The organism is Pseudomonas sp. GL-B-12 (assembly GCF_019955895.1).
Lineage (GTDB): Bacteria > Pseudomonadota > Gammaproteobacteria > Pseudomonadales > Pseudomonadaceae > Aquipseudomonas.
Genome location: NZ_JAHBCX010000047.1, coordinates 24,059 through 43,526 on the forward strand (window position 1 = coordinate 24,059; position 19,468 = coordinate 43,526).

Sequence of the window (19,468 nt, forward strand, 5' to 3'; positions counted from 1 at the left end):
ACCTGCATAGGCTGGGGCAGCAAGTCGGCCGTAGGTACCGCAGCCCCGCAACCCGGGGCAACCTGCACCAAATCATCCCCAAAGAGCCGCCGGACGCCCTGATTTGAGTAGCCTGCAGCTTTGCTGTTAAATAGACAGCGTGTCGCCAGTGCCTATTTTTTCCGGGCACGGCGCATAGGCTGATACCGGGTACGTGTCCAACGCCTCTTTATTATCTTGAAGCGAACCGTGCGCCATCAGCTCTTCCTTGTGAGCTGTCTTAACGTGAGTTAATCAAAATGTTGAAAATCGTCCATCTGTTGATAGGCGCAGCGGCCTTGCTGCTGTCCTTCATCCCTAGCCTGCAATCCGAAGCCTTACCTTACCTGCAACAACCCGACGCGCTGTACCTGGCCTTTTTCGGCCTGCTCAACCTCACACTGGCACCTGTCATCCCTTACTGGAACAAAGGCCCGCGTCACCAACTGCAAAACCTGGTCAGCGCCCTGCTGGTTCTGAGCGTGGTCCTGCAAACCCTGACGCTGCTCGCACCGATGCCCGTCATCGCCGGTCAACCCGCCGTTCTGTTCAGCCTGGTCGCTGCCCTGATCGCCGTTGCCCTGCACCTGGGCATCAGCTTCTACAAGTCGTCACCAGCCACCGCCTCGCCTAGCTACGACATGAGCAACCGCGATACCGGCACCGTCAAGTGGTTCAACACGTCCAAAGGCTTCGGCTTCATCTCCCGCGACTCCGGCGACGATATCTTCGTCCACTTCCGGGCCATTCGCGGCGAAGGTCACCGCGTCCTGGTCGAAGGCCAGCGCGTGGAGTTCTCCGTCATGAATCGTGACAAGGGCCTGCAAGCCGAAGATGTGATCGCCGCACTGCCGCGCCGCTGATTCAAGGCTAAAAAAAACCGCGCACAGCCGAGCTGTCCGCGGTTTTTTCATGCCTGCGATTTACTTAATAGTGGGGCGGCGGCGCTTCTTCTTCGAATGACTCGAACTGGCCGACCATTTCCTCCTGCCGCTTGAGCAGTGCGGCCATTTGCAGCTGCAGACGCTCGACCACCCGCTGCTGCGCCACCAGCACATCGTTCAATGCCTGGATGGTGTCATCCTGAAAGGCCAGACGACTTTCAAGCTCGGTAACGCGTTCTTCCAGGCTCATGGTTCAGCCCTCCAGAAACGTAAAATCATCGGTCAAAATCAGACGCAAACGTTCGCGAATGGCGACGATCTGCTCCGACTTGTAGGGTTTTGCCGGGTGTTTACCCCAAACCGGCGCGGGCCAGGCGGCATCTTCGCGCTTGCGCACAATCACATGCATGTGCAACTGACTGACAACATTACCCAGCGCCGCAACATTCAACTTGTCCGCATCGAACGAGTCCTTGAGCACTTGCGACAGCGCAGTTGTTTCCTGCCAAAGCTGTTGCTGGTCTGCGACATCCAACTGAAATATCTCGCTGATAGCCTCGCGACGAGGTACCAGGATGAACCAGGGATAGTTCGAATCGTTGGACAGCAGCAACCGGCAGAGCGGAAAGTCCCCGATTGGTAACGTGTCTTGTTGAAGTCGTGGATCTAAAGCGAACACTGCGCGCACTCCCGCCGGATCATCATTTTTCAGCTTAGCGCCCATCCTGACGGGACAGCGCGCCAAACGACCGGACGGCAGCATACCTGCGAACGGCGCACGCTTCACGACGAACCTTACGCAGAAGTCACAAGCGCTAACGAAAGGCTGACAACCCGCCCCCGATTGAGACACTTTTCGCTGCTGCGCACCATTGCAGAACCGATAAGCCGGCAAAAAACACCGAAATGACTGATTAACAAGAAGGAGTTCGTTACAGACAAACGGTCAAACTGGATGAACTCGGCACGACACAAAATTTTTTTGCACCAAAACCGCACAGTGGGTCTACGCTGAACGCTTCGACATCCGCCATTTACTCACTGACGGGGTGATCCGGTAACATTTTTGCCTGTCATGCAGTGGACCAGAACGGTGCAACATGATGCCGGACAAGGCGTCAAGCCCAAACTAAACGTGCTTGAACCCCCGGTTTTATGAGGTTTTTACGGCGTCAGACAGTCAACTGGAAAAAAACTGCAACAAAACCCGAATTTGCGCACACTTATTGCATTCATACCCAACATCGCCTGAGTGGCACCCGCTGGAAGCGGAGGCCCTCAGGCAAAAAAAACAGTGGCAAGGTAGCCCGATGGAGATTCAAACGTTTCACCAGGACTCTTTTTACCGGTGCCAAGACTCAGAAAACAGCATAAAAGCTGTCAGCCCTGTTGCGTCGGAGCGGAAAATTTGCGACATCTACCACGCTGTTTGCGACAGGGTCGTAAAGAAGGCGAAAGGTTAGATACGCAAGTATCGCCAACATTGTCGGCGTGATATAAGTTTGCGCCGACACAAAAAGAAAGAGCCGCCCAGATAATAAATCAGGTGGGACGGCAGTACTCTTCTAAAACCAAAGGAGCAAATCACGATGCGCGTGATGAAGTGGAGCATGATCGCACTGGCAGTTGCAGCAGCAGCCAGTACTCAGTTGGCAGTAGCCGCACCTTTCGTAAGCGACCAGGCCGAAGCCAAAGGTTTCGTTGAAGACAGCAAACTCGACTTGCTGGTTCGCAACTACTACTACAACCGTAACAAGAAAGACGGCGCAGTCGATGACAAAGACTGGACCCAGGGCATTCAGGGCATGTACAGCTCGGGCTACACCCAAGGTCTGATCGGTGTTGGCGTTGAAGCTTGGGGCCAACTGGCCATTAAGCTGGACGGTTCCGACAAATATGCAGGTTCCGGCAACATGTCCGTGGACTCTGATGGCGAGGTCAACAACAGCCAGGGCAAAGCCGGCGCTGCCGCCAAGTTCCGCATCTCCAAGACCGAGCTGAAAATCGGCGACATGCAGCCAAGCACCTCTCCGGTGTTCGCTGTAGGCGGTTCCCGTATCCTTCACCAAACTGCCAGCGGTATCCAACTGCAGAGCAGCGAAGTTACAGACCTCGACCTCGAAGCCGGTCACTTCTACTCGGCAACCAGCCAGGACCGCAACGCTCGTGACGGCGAACTGTTCGCTACTTACGCTGGCGTGACAGCCAACTCCATCGACTACTTCGGTGGCAAGTACGGCATTACCCCGGACCTGAGCGTATCGCTCTACGGTGCCAAGCTCGAAGACGTCTGGAACCAGTACTACGCCAACGCGAACTACACCCTCGCACTGGGCGGCGACAACTCGATCAACTTCGACGGTAACATCTACAACACCAAGGATACCGGTGACGCTAAAGCAGGCGACATCAGCAACACCGCCTACTCCCTGGCTGCTGCTTACTCGTTCCTGAAAGCACACACCGTGACCCTGGCCTTCCAGAAGGTCAACGGCGATACTCCGTTCGACTACATCGGTGTGGGTGACAACAACCGTGGTGGCGACTCGATTTTCCTCGCCAACTCCATCCAGTACTCTGACTTCAACGCCCCTGGCGAGAAGTCGGTACAAGCCCGTTACGACCTGAAAATGGCCGAGTACGGCGTACCTGGCCTGAGCTTCATGGTCCGTTACGCGAATGGTTGGAACATCGACGGTACCAACACTCCATCGAACAGCACCTACACCGGTCTGTACGGTGCAGACGGCAAACACCACGAAACCAACGTGGAAGCCAAGTACGTCATTCAATCCGGCCCAGCCAAAGATCTGTCGTTCCGCATCCGTCAAGCATGGCACACCGCCAATGCTGACGAAGGCGAAGGCGATATCTCTGAGTTCCGCCTGATCACCGACTACCCGCTCAACATTCTGTAATTGCAGAAAGCTAGTTCGCGGTAATCAAAAAAAGGCCCATCTTCGGATGGGCCTTTTTCGTTGGCGTGTCAACAGTGCGTTTAAACGATCAGATCTATGCAGAACATGCCTGACCGAATAGTCAGGCATTGACCAGAAAACCAATTACTGCGCAGCAGATTCCTGAACCACACGAATAACCCGCTGTGGAAATGGAATATCGATGCCGGCCTCTCTCAAACGATCACGGGACAGTTCGTTGAACATGAACATCACGTCCCAGTAATCGGCAGTCTTTACCCAGACACGAAGCGAAAGTGTGATCGAACTGTCACCCAGGGTAGAAACAACTGCCTGTGGTGCCGGATCTGCCAATACTCGCGGGTCCTTGGCCAACTCCAGCAACACTTCTCGGGCTTTCTGCAAGTCCGCTTCGTAATCGACGCCTACATCAAATACGACTTTGCGGGTCGGCTGACGGTTGGTGTTGGTGATGATGCCGTTCGACAGATTACCGTTGGGCACGATGATGGTTTTGTTGTCACCGGTGCGCAGTACGGTATGGAAAATCTGGATGCTGTCGACAGTACCGGCGACACCCTGAGCCTCGATCCAGTCACCGATACGAAACGGACGGAACAGCAAAATCAGCACGCCACCGGCGAAGTTCGCCAGGCTGCCCTGCAAGGCCAGGCCAATGGCCAGGCCAGCCGCACCAATCGCTGCCACAAACGAAGTGGTTTCCACACCGATCATCGAGGCCACACTGACGATCAGCAGGATCTTGAGGATGATGTTCGCCAGGCTGCTGATAAAGCCTTGCAGCGCCAGGTCGGCATTACGCAATGCAATCAGGCCGCCGAGTTTTTTCGTGACTTTGTTGATCAGCCACCAGCCGATGGCCAGGGTGATGACCGCCAGCAGTACACGACTGCCGTATTCCATGATCATCGGGATCCAGGTTTGGGATACCTTGACCAGGTTGTCTACCTCAGCATTTAAGTCCATCTGCTTACTCCTGTTTTCCGGCTACCCGGCATGCGTAAAAAAGCGGCAGAAAGATTGAACCGCGACGGGCTCAATCGTTTCTGCCGTTGCTTGGGCCTCCGACGTCGCAAACGCCAAGAGGTTCCCGCTTTAAAGGTCAGTCGCGGAAGTTGTTGAACTGCAGCGGCATACCGAATTCCTTGGCCCGCAGCACTGCAATGGCTTCTTGCAGGTCATCACGCTTTTTGCCGGTAATACGAACCTGCTCGCCCTGAATGGCCGCCTGGACCTTGAGCTTGGCGTCTTTGACGTGAGCGACGATTTTCTTCGCCAGTTCCTTGTCGATACCTTCCTTGAGGACGGCTTCCTGCTTCATCAGCTTGCCCGACGCGAACGCGTCCTTGACTTCAAGGCACTGCACGTCGATTTTGCGCTTGACCAGCGCCAGCTTGAGGATCTCAATCATTGCTTCGAGCTGGAAATCCGCTTCCGCGGTCAGGTTGACGGTCAGGTCTTTTTCCTTGAACTCGAAGCTGCCTTTGCCTTTCAGGTCATAACGACGATCGAGTTCCTTGACGGCGTTCTCGACCGCGTTGGTGACTTCGTGTTTGTCCAGTTCGGATACCACGTCGAACGACGGCATGTAATCTCTCCAAATTTAAAGGCGCACTGATGGAGCACGCCTGGCTTGCGGTTAAAATCCGCGCTGATTATAACGGGTCTTTCCCATCATTCACTGTGAGCTGCCGATGCACGCCTTAAACAGAGCAAAAAGCTGATGTCTACCACCTGGCATGTACTGGGCGCCGGCAGCCTCGGCACTTTATGGGCGACACGTCTGGCACGGGCTGGAGTGCCGGTCAGTCTGATCCTGCGGGACACCGCGAGACTGCAGGCCTATGAGGCGGCCGGTGGATTGACCCTGGTTGAACACGGCGAGGCGCGACACTATGCTGTGCCCGCCGAGACAGCCGACAGCCCCCAACCGATCAACCGCCTGCTGGTGGCGTGCAAAGCCTACGATACCGAAAGTGCGGTGGCCCGACTGGCGCCACGCCTGGCCCCAGGCGCCGAACTGATCCTGCTGCAAAATGGCCTGGGCAGTCAGGACGCGGTGGCCGCACAGATCCCCCAGGCACGCTGCATCTATGCCTCGAGCACCGAAGGCGCTTTCCGCGATGGTGATTGGCGCGTGGTGTTTGCCGGTCATGGCTTCACCTGGCTGGGGGACGCGAGCCATCCGGTCGCGCCGATCTGGCTCGATGACCTGAGCGCTGCCGGCATCCCACATGAGTGGAGCACCGAAATCCTGACCAGACTGTGGCGCAAACTCGCCCTTAATTGTGCGATCAATCCGCTGACGGTGCTGCACGATTGCCGCAACGGTGGTTTGCAGCAACATCACTGCGAAGTCGCCACCCTGTGCGGTGAACTGGTGGAGTTGCTTGAGCGTTGTGGTCAGCCGGCAGCAGCCGAAAACCTGCCGCAGGAAGTCGAACGGGTGATTCACGCCACCGCAGCCAACTACTCCTCGATGCATCAGGACGTCACGAGCCAGCGCCGCACGGAAATCAGCTACCTGCTGGGTTACGCCTGCAAAGTGGCCGAGCGCCATCAACTGAACCTGCCTCACCTCAATCAACTTGAGGCAAGGTTGATCGCCCGCCTGCAAAGCCTTGGATTGCCCAGCGACTGAGCAGCGGCTACGCTGGCCACTTGTTCCTTGTTTGCGATGAATCCAATGCCATTGCGCCAGCGCCTTGAAAACCTGCCCGTCGGCCAGAAACTGCTGGCCGCCCTGCTGGTACTGATGGTCACCGTCCTGCTGGTTGCCAACCTGACCTTTATCAGCGCCGCCTACTACATCTCCCAGGAAAGCATGGCGCCCCAGGCCCTGCAGACCATCGGCCGGCTGGTATCCAACCCGAGCCTGGCCTCCGAAGCCCTGGAGTCACCGCAAAACGCCGAGCGCCTGCTGAATGAACTCAACAGCTATTCGCCGTTGCGCGCGGCGGCCCTGTATGACGCAAAGGGCGAGCGATTGGCGCAATTGCAGCATGGCGACAACCTGGAGCTGCCGAAGCGTTTCCGGCATATCGAAGACTGGCAGGCCACCGAGTTTCGTACCAACCAAGTCATCCCCCTGCCCCGCTCCGGTGCGGCACCAGGACACTTACTGTTGGTGGCCACGAGCGAATTGCCAGTGGCGTTCTACACCGGGACCCTGACGGCGAGCCTGGGGATTCTGATCTTCAGCGTGCTGCTGTGGCTGATCATTGCCCGCCAGATCAAGCGCCTGATTACCCGGCCGATCCACCAACTCGAGGAGTTGTCCCGGCAGGTAACCCGTGAAGAAAACTACGCACTGCGCGCTTCGCGAGGAAACCACGATGAAATCGGCAGCCTCGCCGAGGCGTTCAACACCATGCTCTCGCGGATCGAGGCCAGGGAGCAGCAACTCAAGCGGGCCAGGGACGACTCCCAGGCAGCCTACGACCAGGCCCAGGGACTGGCAGAGGAAACCCGCCATACCAACCGTAAACTGGAGCTCGAAGTCCAGGTGCGCAGCAAGATCGAGAAAAAGCTCACCGGTTTCCAGAACTACCTCAACAGCATCATCGACTCCATGCCGTCGGCGCTGATCGCCCTCGACGAACAGCTCTACGTAACACAATGGAACCAGGAAGCCAGCGCCCTATCCGGCACGCGCCTCGATGAAGCCCTGAACCAGCCCATCTTCCTCGCCTTCGAACCGCTCAAACCGTTTTTGCCGCAACTCAAGGAAACGGTCGAGCAGCATACGGTGGCCAAAATCGAACGTGTCACCTGGCTCAAGGACGACGACCCCCGCCATTACGCCCTGACTTTCTATCCGCTGATGGGCGGTGCCGGGCGTGGCGTGGTGATCCGGATCGACGACATCACCCAGCGCCTATCCCTGGAAGAGATGATGGTGCAGTCGGAGAAAATGCTTTCGGTGGGTGGCCTGGCCGCCGGCATGGCCCACGAGATCAACAACCCGCTGGGCGCGATCCTGCACAACGTGCAAAACATTCGCCGACGCCTGTCGCCCGATTTGCCGAAGAACCTCGAAGTGGCCGAACAGGCCGGCATCGAATTGGCGATGGTCAATCAGTATCTGCAAGTGCGTGAAGTGCCGCAGTTGCTCGACGGCATCCAGCAGGCCGGTGCCCGGGCGGCGAAAATCGTCACCCACATGCTCAGTTTCAGCCGCCGCAGCACCCGGCAGATGGCTCCCTGCGATCTGCCTGCCCTGATCGACCAAGCGGTGGAGATCGCCGGTAACGATTTCGACTTGGCGATCGGCTTCGACTTCAAGGGCCAGGCCATCCTTCGCCAGTTCGATCCGGCACTGGGACCGGTCCCCGGCACCGCCAACGAACTGGAGCAAGTGCTGCTCAACCTGTTGAAAAACGCCGCGCAAGCCATTCACCAGCGCGAAGACGACAGCGAGCCGGGGCGGATCATTCTGCGCACCAGGCTGAATCCGCCGTGGGCGGAAATTCAGGTCGAGGACAACGGCATCGGCATGAGCGAAAGCGTGCGCAAACGCACCTTCGAGCCGTTTTTCACCACCAAGGAAATCGGCCAGGGCACCGGACTTGGGCTGTCGGTGTCGTACTTCATCATCACCAATAACCACAAGGGCCAGATGGAAGTGCAATCGACCCTGGGCCAAGGCACTTGCTTCACCTTGCGCCTGCCCCTGGCGACCACGCCGCCCGTTTCGCAACAACTCAATCTGCTATCGAGGTAACCATGGGCTTTCGTTTGTCGAAGATTTACACCCGCACTGGCGACAAAGGCGAAACCGGGCTGGGCGATGGCCGTCGCGTCCCCAAGGATCACCCGCGCATTGAAGCAATCGGTGAGGTCGATACGCTGAACAGCCAGGTTGGGGTGCTTCTGGCCGGGTTGGAGGCGGAAACCGCTCGGTTTCCAGGCTTGAACGAAGTGATCGAGGTATTGGCTCCCTGCCAGCATCGGTTATTTGATCTGGGTGGCGAATTGGCGATGCCGGTGTATCAGGCGTTGAATGCAGCGGAAATCGAACGCCTGGAAGCGGCGATCGATGTGTGGAATGAAGAGTTGGGGCCGCTGGAAAACTTCATCTTGCCTGGCGGCTCGACGCTGATTGCCCAGGCTCATGTCTGCCGCAGCCTGGCGCGCAGCGCAGAGCGGCGGTGTCAGCAGCTCAATGCGATTGAGCCGTTGGCTGGGGTTGGCCTGGCGTACATCAATCGGTTGTCGGATTTGCTGTTTGTGGTAGCACGGCTGATTGCCAAGCGTCAGGGAGTGGCGGAGATTCTATGGCAGCCGGCTGCGAAACCTGAGGTTTAGTCGGCGCCTCTCAGGGCCCCTTCGCGAGCAAGCCGGATCGCGAAGAGGCCAGCAGGAACGCTACAAAATCAGGCCTCAGGCCAAAACGCCCGAATCCCCGCTACCCCCTGCGCACCCGCCGCCCAGGCTTTCTCGACCTCAGCCGGGCCAACACCACCGAGCAGGAACACCGGCTTGCTGAACCCTTCGATCAAGCTCGACGCCTGCTCCCAACCCAACGGCTCGGCGCCTGGGTGAGTCAGGGTAGGTTGAACCGGCGACAGGGTCACGAAATCCACCCCCATCTGTTCGGCCAGCGCCAGCTCTTCAGCGTTATGGCACGACGCAGCCAGCCAGCGCGATGCTGGTAGCGGTCGCCCTGCCGCTGCGTATTTGCGCAGCTGCGCCGAGGTAATGTGCCAACCGGCGGACGGGAAGTCGCCCAGCCATTCGAACGGCCCCTTGATCATCAATTGCGCCATGCCGGCACACAGCCCCACAGCATCCACTGCCAGGTCGCGATACTTCGGGTCGTAACCGTTCGGTGCGCGCAACTGAATCAGCTTGATGCCGCCGGCAATGGCCTTCTGAATACCACGCAGCAACGCAGGGGTTTCCAGATCTTCCGGCGTGATCAGGTACTGAGCGGGTAATTTCGCGGCCGCGACGATCGGCTGATTGGCCGTCGGGAACTCGTAATCCGACAGGTCGCGGGGAGACACCCAAGCCAGCGGTTGGCCTTCGGCGCCGTGGGGTTCGCCGGTAAACGCCGAGACTTCCCAGACATCCAGCAACACCTGCTTGTCCGGGTAATCGTGCCGGACCTTGATCAGCGGGCGCGCCGCGCCGACCACGATGCCCAGCTCTTCATGGAGTTCGCGGGACAGCGCAGTTTCGACCGACTCGTCGGCCTCGACCTTGCCGCCTGGAAACTCCCACAGGCCACCCTGGTGCTGTGAGTCGGCACGACGGGCGATCAGGATTTGGCCACTGCCATCGCGGATGACGGCGGCGGCGACATGGACTCGTTTCACCTTTGCAACTCCTCCAGTCCAGCCTTCTGCCAGGCCTTGAACGCCGGCCATTGGTAGAGGGTTTCAACATAGGCTTCGTCAGCCGCGGACAGTTTCACCCGATAGGTGCGCAGGCGCACGGCGATGGGTGCAAAAAACGCGTCGGCCAACGTGATGCGGCCAAACAAGTACGGACCGCTCTCGGTCGCAGCGGCACGGCACTCGGCCCACAGCGCCGACATGCGCTCGATGTCCGCCTGGACATCGGCCGGGACCGGCGACAGCGCTGCGTCATGGCTCAGATCGAACGGCATGTTGCCGCGCATGGCGAAAAAGCCACTGTGCATTTGCGCGCACGCCGAACGCGCCTGGGCACGGGCGGCAGTGTCTTTGGGCCACAGGTTCGCGTCGGGAAACTGTTCTGCCAGGTACTCGGCAATCGCCAAGGAGTCGGCGATGGTGCCGTGCCCGGTTTTCAGCAGCGGGACCTTGCCGGTCGGCGAATGCTTGAGCAGACGCTCACGGGTGTCCGGCTGGTTCAGCTTGATCAGTTCTTCGGTGTAGGAGGCACCAGCCAGATCGAGGGCCAGAGCCCCGCGCAAGGACCAGGAGGAATGCAGTTTGTCGCCGATGATCAGGTGCAGGCTCATGTTCGGGGTGCCTTCTCGTCAGGGTAACAAGCCAGAATATCTAGCGTCTGGTCGTCAGCCTTCGCGAGCAAGCCCGCTCCCACAGTTGATCGGGCAGTACGCACATATTGTGTTCACTGAAGATCTCCTGTGGGAGCGGGCTTGCTCGCGAATGGGACGACTCGGTCTTGAACCGTGTATTAAGTACGGTACTCGGCGTTGATCTTCACGTATTCGTGGGACAGGTCGGTGGTCCAGATGGTTTCGCTGCAATCGCCACGACCCAGCTCGATACGGATGGTGATTTCTTCCTGCTGCATCACCGCCGCGCCCTGGGCTTCGGTGTAGGTCGCCGCGCGCGCGCCACGGCTGGCAATGCACACATCGCCGAGGAATACGTCGATCTTGCTCACGTCCAGGTTCGGTACACCGGCACGGCCGACGGCCGCCAGGATACGGCCCCAGTTCGGATCAGAAGCGAACAGCGCGGTCTTGATCAGCGGCGAGTGAGCCACGGTGTAACCGACGTCCAGGCATTCCTGGTGGTTGCCGCCGCCGTTGACTTCAACGGTGACGAATTTGGTCGCGCCTTCGCCATCGCGAACGATGGCCTGGGCCACGTCCATGCACACTTCGAACACCGCTTGCTTCAACTTGGCGAACAACTCGCCTTCGGCACGGGTGATTTCCGGCAACGCCGCCTGACCGGTGGCGATCAGCATGCAGCAGTCGTTGGTCGACGTATCGCCATCGATGGTGATGCGGTTGAACGACTTGTTGGCGCCGTCCAGCATCAGGTTTTGCAGCACGTCGCGGGAGACTTTGGCGTCGGTGGCGATGTAGCCGAGCATGGTCGCCATGTTCGGGCGAATCATGCCGGCGCCTTTGCTGATACCGGTAACGGTGATGGTCACACCATCGTGCTGGAACTGACGGCTGGCACCTTTTGGCAGGGTGTCGGTGGTCATGATGCCGGTGGCGGCAGCTTCCCAGTTGTGGATCGACAGGTCGTCGAGGGCCGCTTGCAGCGCGCCTTCGATTTTCTCGACCGGCAGCGGCTCGCCGATCACGCCGGTGGAGTACGGCAGCACCTGGCTGGCATCGACGCCGGTCAACTCGGCCAGTTTCGCGCAAGTGCGCTCGGCCGCGGCCAGGCCTGGCTCGCCGGTGCCGGCGTTGGCATTGCCGGTGTTGGTCAGCAGGTAACGCACAGCACCTTGCACGCGTTGCTTGGCCAGGATCACCGGCGCGGCGCAAAAGGCGTTCAAGGTGAACACGCCGGCAACCGTGGAGCCTTCAACACAGCGCATGACCACAACATCCTTGCGCCCCGGGCGCTTGATGCCGGCCGAGGCGATACCGAGTTCAAAACCGGCAACCGGGTGCAACGTTGGCAAAGGACCAAGACCAACAGCCATGAATGCGCTCCTTTATAAATGATGTCAGCACCGTTTCAGCAGAACGGTGGTTCGAATGGTAAAACGCCGCGACGGCAGAAGCCGGTCGCGGCGCAGGTATTTCAGCGTTTGAAACGGGTTTACTGAATCTGCCCGTGGCAATGCTTGAACTTCTTGCCCGAACCGCAGTAGCACAGCTCGTTGCGACCCAGCTTCTGCTCGTTGCGAACCGGCGCAGCAGCGAGGGCAACATCGACCTCTTCGCCCAGCACTTCCGGTTGCTCAAGGCCCGGAGCCTCTTCATGCAGGAACTGCATGCGAGCGGCCAATGCCTCGGCTTCCTGACGCAGGCGCTGCTCTTCTTCGATCGGATCTTCGCGACGAACCTGAACGTGGGACAGCACACGGATCGAATCGCGCTTGATCGAATCCAGCAACTCGGAGAACAGGGTGAACGACTCGCGCTTGTATTCCTGCTTCGGGTTCTTCTGGGCATAACCACGCAAGTGGATACCGTGGCGCAGGTGGTCCATGGTCGACAGGTGGTCTTTCCACAGGTCGTCCAGCACGCGCAGAACGATTTGTTTCTCGAAGGTGCGCAGCGCTTCGGCGCCCGCCTGGTCTTCTTTCTCGTTGTACGCGGCAATGAGTTCCTGCATCAGCTTCTCGCGCAGGGTTTCTTCGTACAGGTGATCGTCTTCGTCGAGCCATTGCTGAATCGGCAGCGTGACACCGAAATCGCTCTGCAATGCAGCTTCCAGACCGGCCACGTCCCACTGCTCAGGCAGCGATTGCGGAGGAATGTGTGCGCTGACTGTGGCGTCGAGCACATCCTGACGGAAGTCAGCGATGGTCTCACCGATGTTGTCGGCGGCCAGCAACGTGTTACGCATGTGATAGATCACTTTACGCTGTTCGTTGTTGACGTCGTCGAACTCGAGCAGTTGCTTGCGAATGTCGAAGTTGCGGCCTTCAACCTTGCGCTGAGCCTTTTCGATGGCGTTGGTCACCATGCGGTGCTCAATCGCTTCGCCAGGCTGCATGCCCAGGGCTTTCATGAAGTTCTTCACCCGGTCAGAGGCGAAGATGCGCATCAGGCTGTCTTCCAGCGACAGGTAGAAGCGGCTGGAACCGGCGTCGCCCTGACGACCGGCACGACCACGCAACTGGTTGTCGATACGGCGCGATTCATGACGCTCGGAGGCAATCACCTGCAAACCGCCCGATTCGAGCACTTGCTGGTGACGCTTCTGCCAGTCGGCCTTGATCTGGGCAATCTGCTCAGGGGTCGGGTTTTCCAGGGAAGCCACTTCCACTTCCCAGTTACCGCCCAACAGGATGTCGGTACCACGACCGGCCATGTTGGTGGCGATGGTCAGTGCGCCCGGGCGACCGGCCTGGGCAATGATCTCGGCTTCTTTTTCGTGGAACTTGGCGTTCAGAACCTTGTGTTCGATGCCTTCCTTCACGAGCAGGCTGGACATGTGCTCGGAGGTTTCGATGGTGGCGGTACCGACCAGAACCGGACGGCCTGCGGCCATGCTTTCCTTGATGTCAGCCACGATTGCCGCGTATTTCTCGTCGGCAGTCAGGAACACCAGGTCGTTGTAGTCTTTACGGGCCAGCGGCTTGTTCGGTGGAATCACCATGACCTGCAGGCCATAGATCTGGTGGAACTCGAACGCTTCGGTGTCGGCCGTACCGGTCATGCCGGACAACTTGTTGTACAGACGGAAGTAGTTCTGGAAGGTGGTCGACGCCAGCGTCTGGCTTTCGGCCTGAATGTTCAGGTTTTCCTTGGCTTCGATGGCCTGGTGCAGGCCTTCGGACAAACGGCGACCCGGCATGGTACGGCCGGTGTGCTCGTCGACCAGTACCACCTGACCGTCCTGCACGATGTATTCGACGTTGCGATGGAACAGCTTGTGCGCGCGCAGGCCGGCGTAAACGTGAGTCAGCAGGCTCAGGTTATGCGCCGAATACAGGCTCTCGCCTTCAGCCAGCAGGCCTATGCGGGTCAGCGTTTCTTCGACGAACTGGTGACCGGCTTCGTTGAGTTCGACCTGGCGGGTCTTCTCGTCAACGGTGTAGTGGCCGGCCTTGGTGACTTCGCCTTCCACTTCTTCGATGTGCAACTCAAGCGTCGGGATCAGCTTGTTGACCTCGATGTACAGCTTGGAGCTGTCCTCGGCCTGACCGGAGATGATCAGCGGCGTGCGGGCTTCGTCGATGAGGATGGAGTCGACTTCGTCGATCACGGCAAAATTGAGTTCGCGCTGGAATTTTTCTTCCATGCTGAACGCCATGTTGTCGCGCAGATAATCGAAACCGAATTCGTTGTTGGTGCCGTAGGTGATGTCGGCGGCGTAGGCAGCGCGCTTCTCTTCCGGCGGCTGGAACGGCGTGACAACGCCGACCGTCATGCCGAGGAATTCATACAGCGGGCGCATCCAGTTGGCGTCACGGCGGGCCAGGTAGTCGTTCACCGTCACAACGTGCACGCCGTTGCCGGACAGCGCGTTGAGGTAAACGCCCAGTGTTGCCACCAGGGTCTTGCCTTCACCGGTACGCATTTCCGCGATCATGCCTTCATGCAAGGTCATGCCGCCGATCAGCTGGACATCGAAGTGGCGCATGCCCATGACACGCTTGCCGGCTTCGCGGGCGACCGCAAAGGCTTCTGGCAGCAGTTTGTCGAGGGATTCCCCTTTGGCGATGCGGGCCTTGAACTCGCTGGTCTTGGCACGCAATTGATCGTCCGAAAGGGCCACCATTTGCTCTTCGAAGGCATTGACGAGTTGCACCGTCTTGAGCATGCGTTTGACTTCACGCTCGTTCTTGCTTCCAAAAAGTTTCTTTAACAAAGGCGCAAACATATCGGCAGGATCTTCCACACTAAAGGGATGGAGGGCGGCCCCGTGAGTCGCCCGTGCAGCCCTCATGGCCGCATGCGAACGAGCATTCTACCCGGAAACGATGGAGAGGAAAGTGGCGATATTCCACGATGCTGGCACAACGCTTTGACGGGGCTCACTTAAAATAAGGGCGTTTTGCTCAACTTCAAGCCGTTCAAGGCAGAAGTTAGTTGTTGATTTAATGGGCAAAGCACCCACAAAAGCAATGGGCGGGTGCATCCGGCGCTTTCTGCTACCATGGCGCCTCTGTTACTTCAGGTGTCTGATCATGGCATTTCGCCCACTTACGGCCAAAGTACCTGCCGTTCTACTACGCGAAGCCAAGCCGCTGAAGGCCATTCTCGGCCACGCTCAACGCCTGGGTCATCTGCAACGTTTGCTCGAAAGCCAATTGCAACCCGCCGCTCGCGAGCATTGCCACGTGGCTTCCTGGCGCGAAGGCAGTTTGTTGCTGATTGTCACCGACGGACATTGGGCAACCCGCCTGCGTTACCAGCAGAAGCGCCTGCTACGGCAACTGCAGATGTTCGATGAGTTCGCCAATCTGACCCGGATTCTGTTCAAAGTTCAACCGCCGACCGTTCAGCAAGGTGCGGCCGGGCATACCATGGATTTGTCCAACGACGCGGCCGCGACCATTCAGGCCACGGCCGATGGCATCAGCGACCCGAATTTGCGGGCAGCGCTGGAGCGACTGGCGGCGCACGCCAAATCCAGGACCTGATACAAATCCAATGTGGGAGCGAGCTTGCTCGCGATTGCCATGCAACATTCAATGCATAAGTTGAATGATGCGACGCCATCGCGAGCAGGCTCGCTCCCACAGTTAAATTGTGTCCACTCGCTACCGGCGTTTTTTGCTGCCCAGCAACGAGCCCATCAAGCCGCGCACCAACTGTCGGCCAATCTGGTTCGCCGCCTGTTGCATCGCCGATTTCAGCGCCTTCCCTGCCGCTGTGCCGAGGAACTCTCCCGCCTGCTCGGTGAAGCTCGGTTCCTGTTTGCCCTGCTCCGCTTCGGGCTCAGGTGCCAACCCCTTGCGCCCCATCAGCACCTCATAGGCCGATTCACGGTCAATCGGCTTGTCATAACGCCCCTGCAACGGCGAACCGGCAATCAGCGCCGTGCGCTCGGCGTCGGTCAAAGGCCCGATCCGCGATTGCGGCGGTGCCACCAGCACCCGCTGGACCATTTCCGGCGTGCCCTTTTCCTGCAGGGTGCCAACCAGCGCCTCACCGATCCCGAGCTCGGTCAACACTGACAACGCATCGAACGCAGGATTCGGTCGGAAACCTTCGGCCACTGCGCGCAGGGACTTCTGCTCCTTGGCGGTGAACGCACGCAGACCGTGCTGGATGCGCAAGCCCAACTGCGCCAGCACATCATCCGGCAGGTCACCCGGTGACTGGGTGACGAAATACACGCCCACGCCTTTCGAACGAATCAGCCTCACGACTTGCTCCAGACGATCACGCAATGCCTGGGGCGTACCGTTGAACAACAAGTGAGCCTCGTCGAAAAACAGCGCCAGTAACGGTTTGTCAGCATCGCCACGCTCCGGCAACTGCTCGAACAGCTCGGCCAGCAGCCACAGCAGGAACGTCGCGTAGACTTTCGGCGCTTCATGCACCAGGCGGCTGGCATCCAGCAAATGAATGCGCCCACGGCCCTCCGCGGTGGGTTGAAGGATGTCTTCGAGTTGCAGCGCCGGCTCGCCAAACAGGGCTTCGGCGCCCTGTTGCTCCAGGGTTGCCAGTCGTCGCAGCAATGCCTGGCTGGAGCCGGTGGTCATCAATGCCGCATCGTCGCCCAGCAACTGGGGGTTGTCCCGCAGGTGATTGAGCAACGCCTTCAGATCCTTGAGATCGAGCAACAACAGGCCTTCGCGGTCCGCCACCTTGAACGCGGCGTACAGCGCCGACTGCTGACTGTCGGTCAGCTCCAGCAGGCTGCCCAGCAGCAGCGGCCCCATTTCACTCAAGGTCGTGCGTAAAGGATGACCGGACTGACCGTGTACGTCCCACAACGTCACCGGATAAGCCTGAGGCTTGTGGTTGAGCCAGGGCATCCCGGCAATCCGCTCGGCGATCTTGCCCTGGGGGTTGCCGGCGGCACCGAGACCGCACAGGTCCCCCTTGATGTCGGCGGCGAACACCGCCACGCCGGCATCGCTGAAGGCTTCGGCCATTCTTTGCAACGTGACGGTCTTGCCGGTGCCAGTCGCGCCCGCGATCAAACCGTGGCGGTTCGCCAGGCGCATGGCCTGGGCAATCGGCTGCCCTTCGAGATCGGCGCCGATAACGAGTTGCAATGAGTCAGGCATTTGGTCACCCATGATTAATCTTTGGCCCTACACGGCCGATAGAGATAACTGACAAAGCAGTCAGACACGATCTGGTCGGAAATTTCCCTAAGGAGAGTCGGAAAATTCACTTGCTTTCAACCTTGCCCGTCGTGCGTCCCTTTATAAAAGCACGCGCTGGACATTAAGACCTTAGTGGAACCCCAAGCCATGAACAAAAATCTGCGTTTCAGCCATAAGATCCTGCTGGCCGCCGCCCTCATTGTGATTGCCGCCTTCGCCTCCTTCACGCTGTACAACGACTATTTGCAGCGCAACGCCATCCGCAAAGACCTGGAAAATTATCTGCAGGAAATGGGCGCAGTGACCGCCAACAATATCCAGACCTGGTTGAACGGGCGCAGCCTGCTGATTGAAAACCTGTCACAAACTGTCGCGCTCAATCCCGATGCCGACAACGTTTCCAGGTTGCTTGTACAAAAAGCCGTGACCTCGACCTTCATGGGCGCCTACCTCGGCAACAAGGATGGCTCTTTCATCATTCGCCCGGACAGCAAGATGCCCGATGGCTATGACCCGCGTGCACGCCCTTGGTACAAGAGCGCACAAGGCAGCAGCGGTTCGGCATTGACCGAGCCATATATTGATCTGGCCTCCGGCCAACTGGTGATTTCCATTGTCGACAGCGTTATCAAGGACGGCCAGAACATCGGCGTGGTCGGTGGCGACCTGAGTTTGCAGGTGATCGCCGACAGCCTTGGCACGCTGGATTTCAACGGCATCGGTTATGCCTTCCTGGTCAGTTCCGACGGCAAGATCCTGGTACATCCCGACAAAACGCTGGCAATGAAGACGCTCAAGGATGTCTACCCGCAAGACACGCCGGCCATCAGCAGCGCAATGAGCGAAATCCAGGTCGACGGCAAAACCCGCATCGTGACCTTCACCCCGATCAAAGGCTTGTCGTCGGTCAACTGGTACATCGGTCTGTCGGTCGACAAGGAAAAAGCCTACTCGATGCTCAGCGAATTCCGCACCTCGGCTGTCGTTGCGACCATCATTGCCGTGGCCATCATCATCGCCCTGCTCGGCATGCTGATTCGCATCCTGATCCAGCCGTTGCACGTCATGACACGCGCCATGGCCGACATCGCCGACGGCGAAGGCGACCTGACCAAGCGCCTGACCATCCAGAACAATGACGAGTTCGGCACCCTCGGCACCGCGTTCAACCGTTTCGTCGAGCGTATTCACGGCTCGATCCGCGAAGTGTCCTCGGCCACCGGGCAAGTCAACGAAGTGGCATTGCGCGTGGTGGCCGCGTCCAACTCGTCGATGTTCAACTCCGACCAGCAAGCCTCGCGCACCAACAGCGTCGCGGCCGCCATCAACCAGCTCGGCGCCGCCGCCCAGGAAATTGCCCGTAACGCCGCGCAGGCTTCGAGCCAGGCCAGCGATGCCCGCAGCCTGGCCGAGGACGGCCAGCAAGTGGTGGACCGCAGCATCGTGGCGATGAATCAACTGTCGAACATGCTCATTGCTTCGAGCTCCAATATCGAATCGCTGAACAGCAAAACGGTGAACATCGGGCAGATTCTCGAAGTGATCACCAGCATTTCCCAGCAAACCAACTTGCTGGCGCTCAATGCCGCGATTGAGGCCGCCCGCGCCGGTGAGGCCGGTCGTGGATTTGCCGTAGTGGCGGACGAGGTGCGCAACCTGGCACACCGCACGCAGGAATCGGCGCAACAGGTGCAAACCATGATCGAGGAGCTGCAGGTCGGCGCCCGGGAATCGGTCAGCACCATGAGCGACAGCCAGCGCCACAGCCAGGACAGCGTGGAAATCGCCAACCTCGCGGGTGAACGCCTGAACAGCGTGACGCTGCGTATCGGTGAAATCGACGGTATGAACCAGTCGGTGGCTACCGCGACCGAGGAACAGACCGCCGTGGTGGAGTCGATCAACGTCGACATCACCGAGATCAACACGCTGAACCAGGAAGGTGTGGAAAACCTGCAATCGACCTTGCGCGCGTGTTCGGACCTTGAGCAGCAGGCGGCACGGTTGAAGCAGTTGGTAGGC

Annotated in this window: 16 protein-coding genes; 7 read left to right on the forward strand and 9 right to left on the reverse strand. The window is 59.0% G+C overall.

The features are described from left to right. Positions 1-278: 278 nt before the first annotated feature. Complete coding sequence (locus KGA85_RS31295; RefSeq protein ID WP_317848683.1) at positions 279-881, forward strand: cold-shock protein; 603 nt, start codon at positions 279-281, stop codon at positions 879-881. 64 nt (positions 882-945) lie between these two features. On the opposite strand, the gene KGA85_RS24185 is transcribed toward KGA85_RS31295, so the two are convergent. Both KGA85_RS24185 and KGA85_RS24190 read right to left on the reverse strand, forming a co-directional pair. Then, on the reverse strand, positions 946-1,152 hold the full coding sequence (locus KGA85_RS24185; protein WP_008052459.1) for a SlyX family protein: 207 nt from the start codon (positions 1,150-1,152) through the stop codon (positions 946-948). A gap of 3 nt (positions 1,153-1,155) precedes the next feature. Continuing rightward, a complete protein-coding gene (locus KGA85_RS24190) occupies positions 1,156-1,581 on the reverse strand; it encodes an HIT domain-containing protein (protein WP_223459804.1) in 426 nt (141 codons plus the stop codon). A gap of 910 nt (positions 1,582-2,491) precedes the next feature. On the opposite strand from KGA85_RS24190, the gene KGA85_RS24195 reads away from it, so the two are divergent. Next, positions 2,492-3,820, forward strand: a complete 1,329-nt coding sequence (locus KGA85_RS24195) for an OprD family porin (protein WP_223459527.1) — start codon at positions 2,492-2,494, stop codon at positions 3,818-3,820. Positions 3,821-3,964: 144 nt separating this feature from the next. On the opposite strand, the gene KGA85_RS24200 is transcribed toward KGA85_RS24195, so the two are convergent. Both KGA85_RS24200 and KGA85_RS24205 read right to left on the reverse strand, forming a co-directional pair. Further along, positions 3,965-4,807 (reverse strand): mechanosensitive ion channel family protein, encoded by an 843-nt coding sequence (locus KGA85_RS24200; RefSeq protein WP_223459529.1) that lies wholly within the window; start codon positions 4,805-4,807, stop codon positions 3,965-3,967. Between the two features lie 136 nt (positions 4,808-4,943). Continuing rightward, positions 4,944-5,429, reverse strand: a complete 486-nt coding sequence (locus KGA85_RS24205) for a YajQ family cyclic di-GMP-binding protein (protein WP_007977344.1) — start codon at positions 5,427-5,429, stop codon at positions 4,944-4,946. Between the two features lie 135 nt (positions 5,430-5,564). Between KGA85_RS24205 and KGA85_RS24210 the strand changes: the two genes are divergently transcribed. From KGA85_RS24210 to KGA85_RS24220, 3 genes are read left to right on the forward strand one after another with little or no spacing between them, the layout of a single operon-like run. Further along, positions 5,565-6,482: a putative 2-dehydropantoate 2-reductase gene (locus tag KGA85_RS24210; RefSeq protein WP_223459531.1), complete on the forward strand. Its 918-nt coding sequence runs from the start codon at positions 5,565-5,567 to the stop codon at positions 6,480-6,482. A gap of 45 nt (positions 6,483-6,527) precedes the next feature. Next, positions 6,528-8,564 (forward strand): sensor histidine kinase, encoded by a 2,037-nt coding sequence (locus KGA85_RS24215; RefSeq protein ID WP_223459532.1) that lies wholly within the window; start codon positions 6,528-6,530, stop codon positions 8,562-8,564. A gap of 2 nt (positions 8,565-8,566) precedes the next feature. Next, positions 8,567-9,148, forward strand: a complete 582-nt coding sequence (locus KGA85_RS24220; protein ID WP_223534406.1) for a cob(I)yrinic acid a,c-diamide adenosyltransferase — start codon at positions 8,567-8,569, stop codon at positions 9,146-9,148. Between the two features lie 68 nt (positions 9,149-9,216). Here the strand turns inward: KGA85_RS24220 and KGA85_RS24225 are convergent, their stop codons facing one another. The 4 genes from KGA85_RS24225 to secA all read right to left on the reverse strand — a co-directional run bounded on the left by KGA85_RS24225 (position 9,217) and on the right by secA (position 15,042). Beyond that, positions 9,217-10,161 carry a Nudix family hydrolase gene (locus KGA85_RS24225; RefSeq protein ID WP_223543438.1) on the reverse strand — a complete coding sequence of 315 codons (945 nt, stop codon included), beginning with the start codon at positions 10,159-10,161 and terminating at the stop codon, positions 9,217-9,219. Beyond that, the gene (locus tag KGA85_RS24230; RefSeq protein ID WP_223459537.1) at positions 10,158-10,790 is read right to left on the reverse strand and encodes a glutathione S-transferase family protein; all 633 of its coding nucleotides are present in this window, start codon (positions 10,788-10,790) and stop codon (positions 10,158-10,160) included. The genes KGA85_RS24225 and KGA85_RS24230 overlap by 4 nt, the downstream gene beginning before the upstream one ends. 179 nt (positions 10,791-10,969) lie before the next feature. Further along, positions 10,970-12,187, reverse strand: coding sequence for a bifunctional glutamate N-acetyltransferase/amino-acid acetyltransferase ArgJ (argJ, locus tag KGA85_RS24235; RefSeq protein ID WP_090457453.1), 1,218 nt, complete (start codon positions 12,185-12,187; stop codon positions 10,970-10,972). A gap of 119 nt (positions 12,188-12,306) precedes the next feature. Continuing rightward, on the reverse strand, positions 12,307-15,042 hold the full coding sequence (secA, locus tag KGA85_RS24240; RefSeq protein ID WP_223459539.1) for a preprotein translocase subunit SecA: 2,736 nt from the start codon (positions 15,040-15,042) through the stop codon (positions 12,307-12,309). A gap of 307 nt (positions 15,043-15,349) precedes the next feature. Between secA and KGA85_RS24245 the strand changes: the two genes are divergently transcribed. After that, positions 15,350-15,805 (forward strand): DUF721 domain-containing protein, encoded by a 456-nt coding sequence (locus KGA85_RS24245; RefSeq protein WP_108228633.1) that lies wholly within the window; start codon positions 15,350-15,352, stop codon positions 15,803-15,805. A 120-nt stretch (positions 15,806-15,925) separates the two neighbouring features. On the opposite strand, the gene KGA85_RS24250 is transcribed toward KGA85_RS24245, so the two are convergent. Then, positions 15,926-17,404 carry a helicase HerA-like domain-containing protein gene (locus KGA85_RS24250; RefSeq protein WP_223543439.1) on the reverse strand — a complete coding sequence of 493 codons (1,479 nt, stop codon included), beginning with the start codon at positions 17,402-17,404 and terminating at the stop codon, positions 15,926-15,928. A gap of 189 nt (positions 17,405-17,593) precedes the next feature. Between KGA85_RS24250 and KGA85_RS24255 the strand changes: the two genes are divergently transcribed. Further along, positions 17,594-19,468: methyl-accepting chemotaxis protein (locus KGA85_RS24255; RefSeq protein WP_223543440.1), on the forward strand; the 1,875-nt coding region annotated here is incomplete at its 3' end.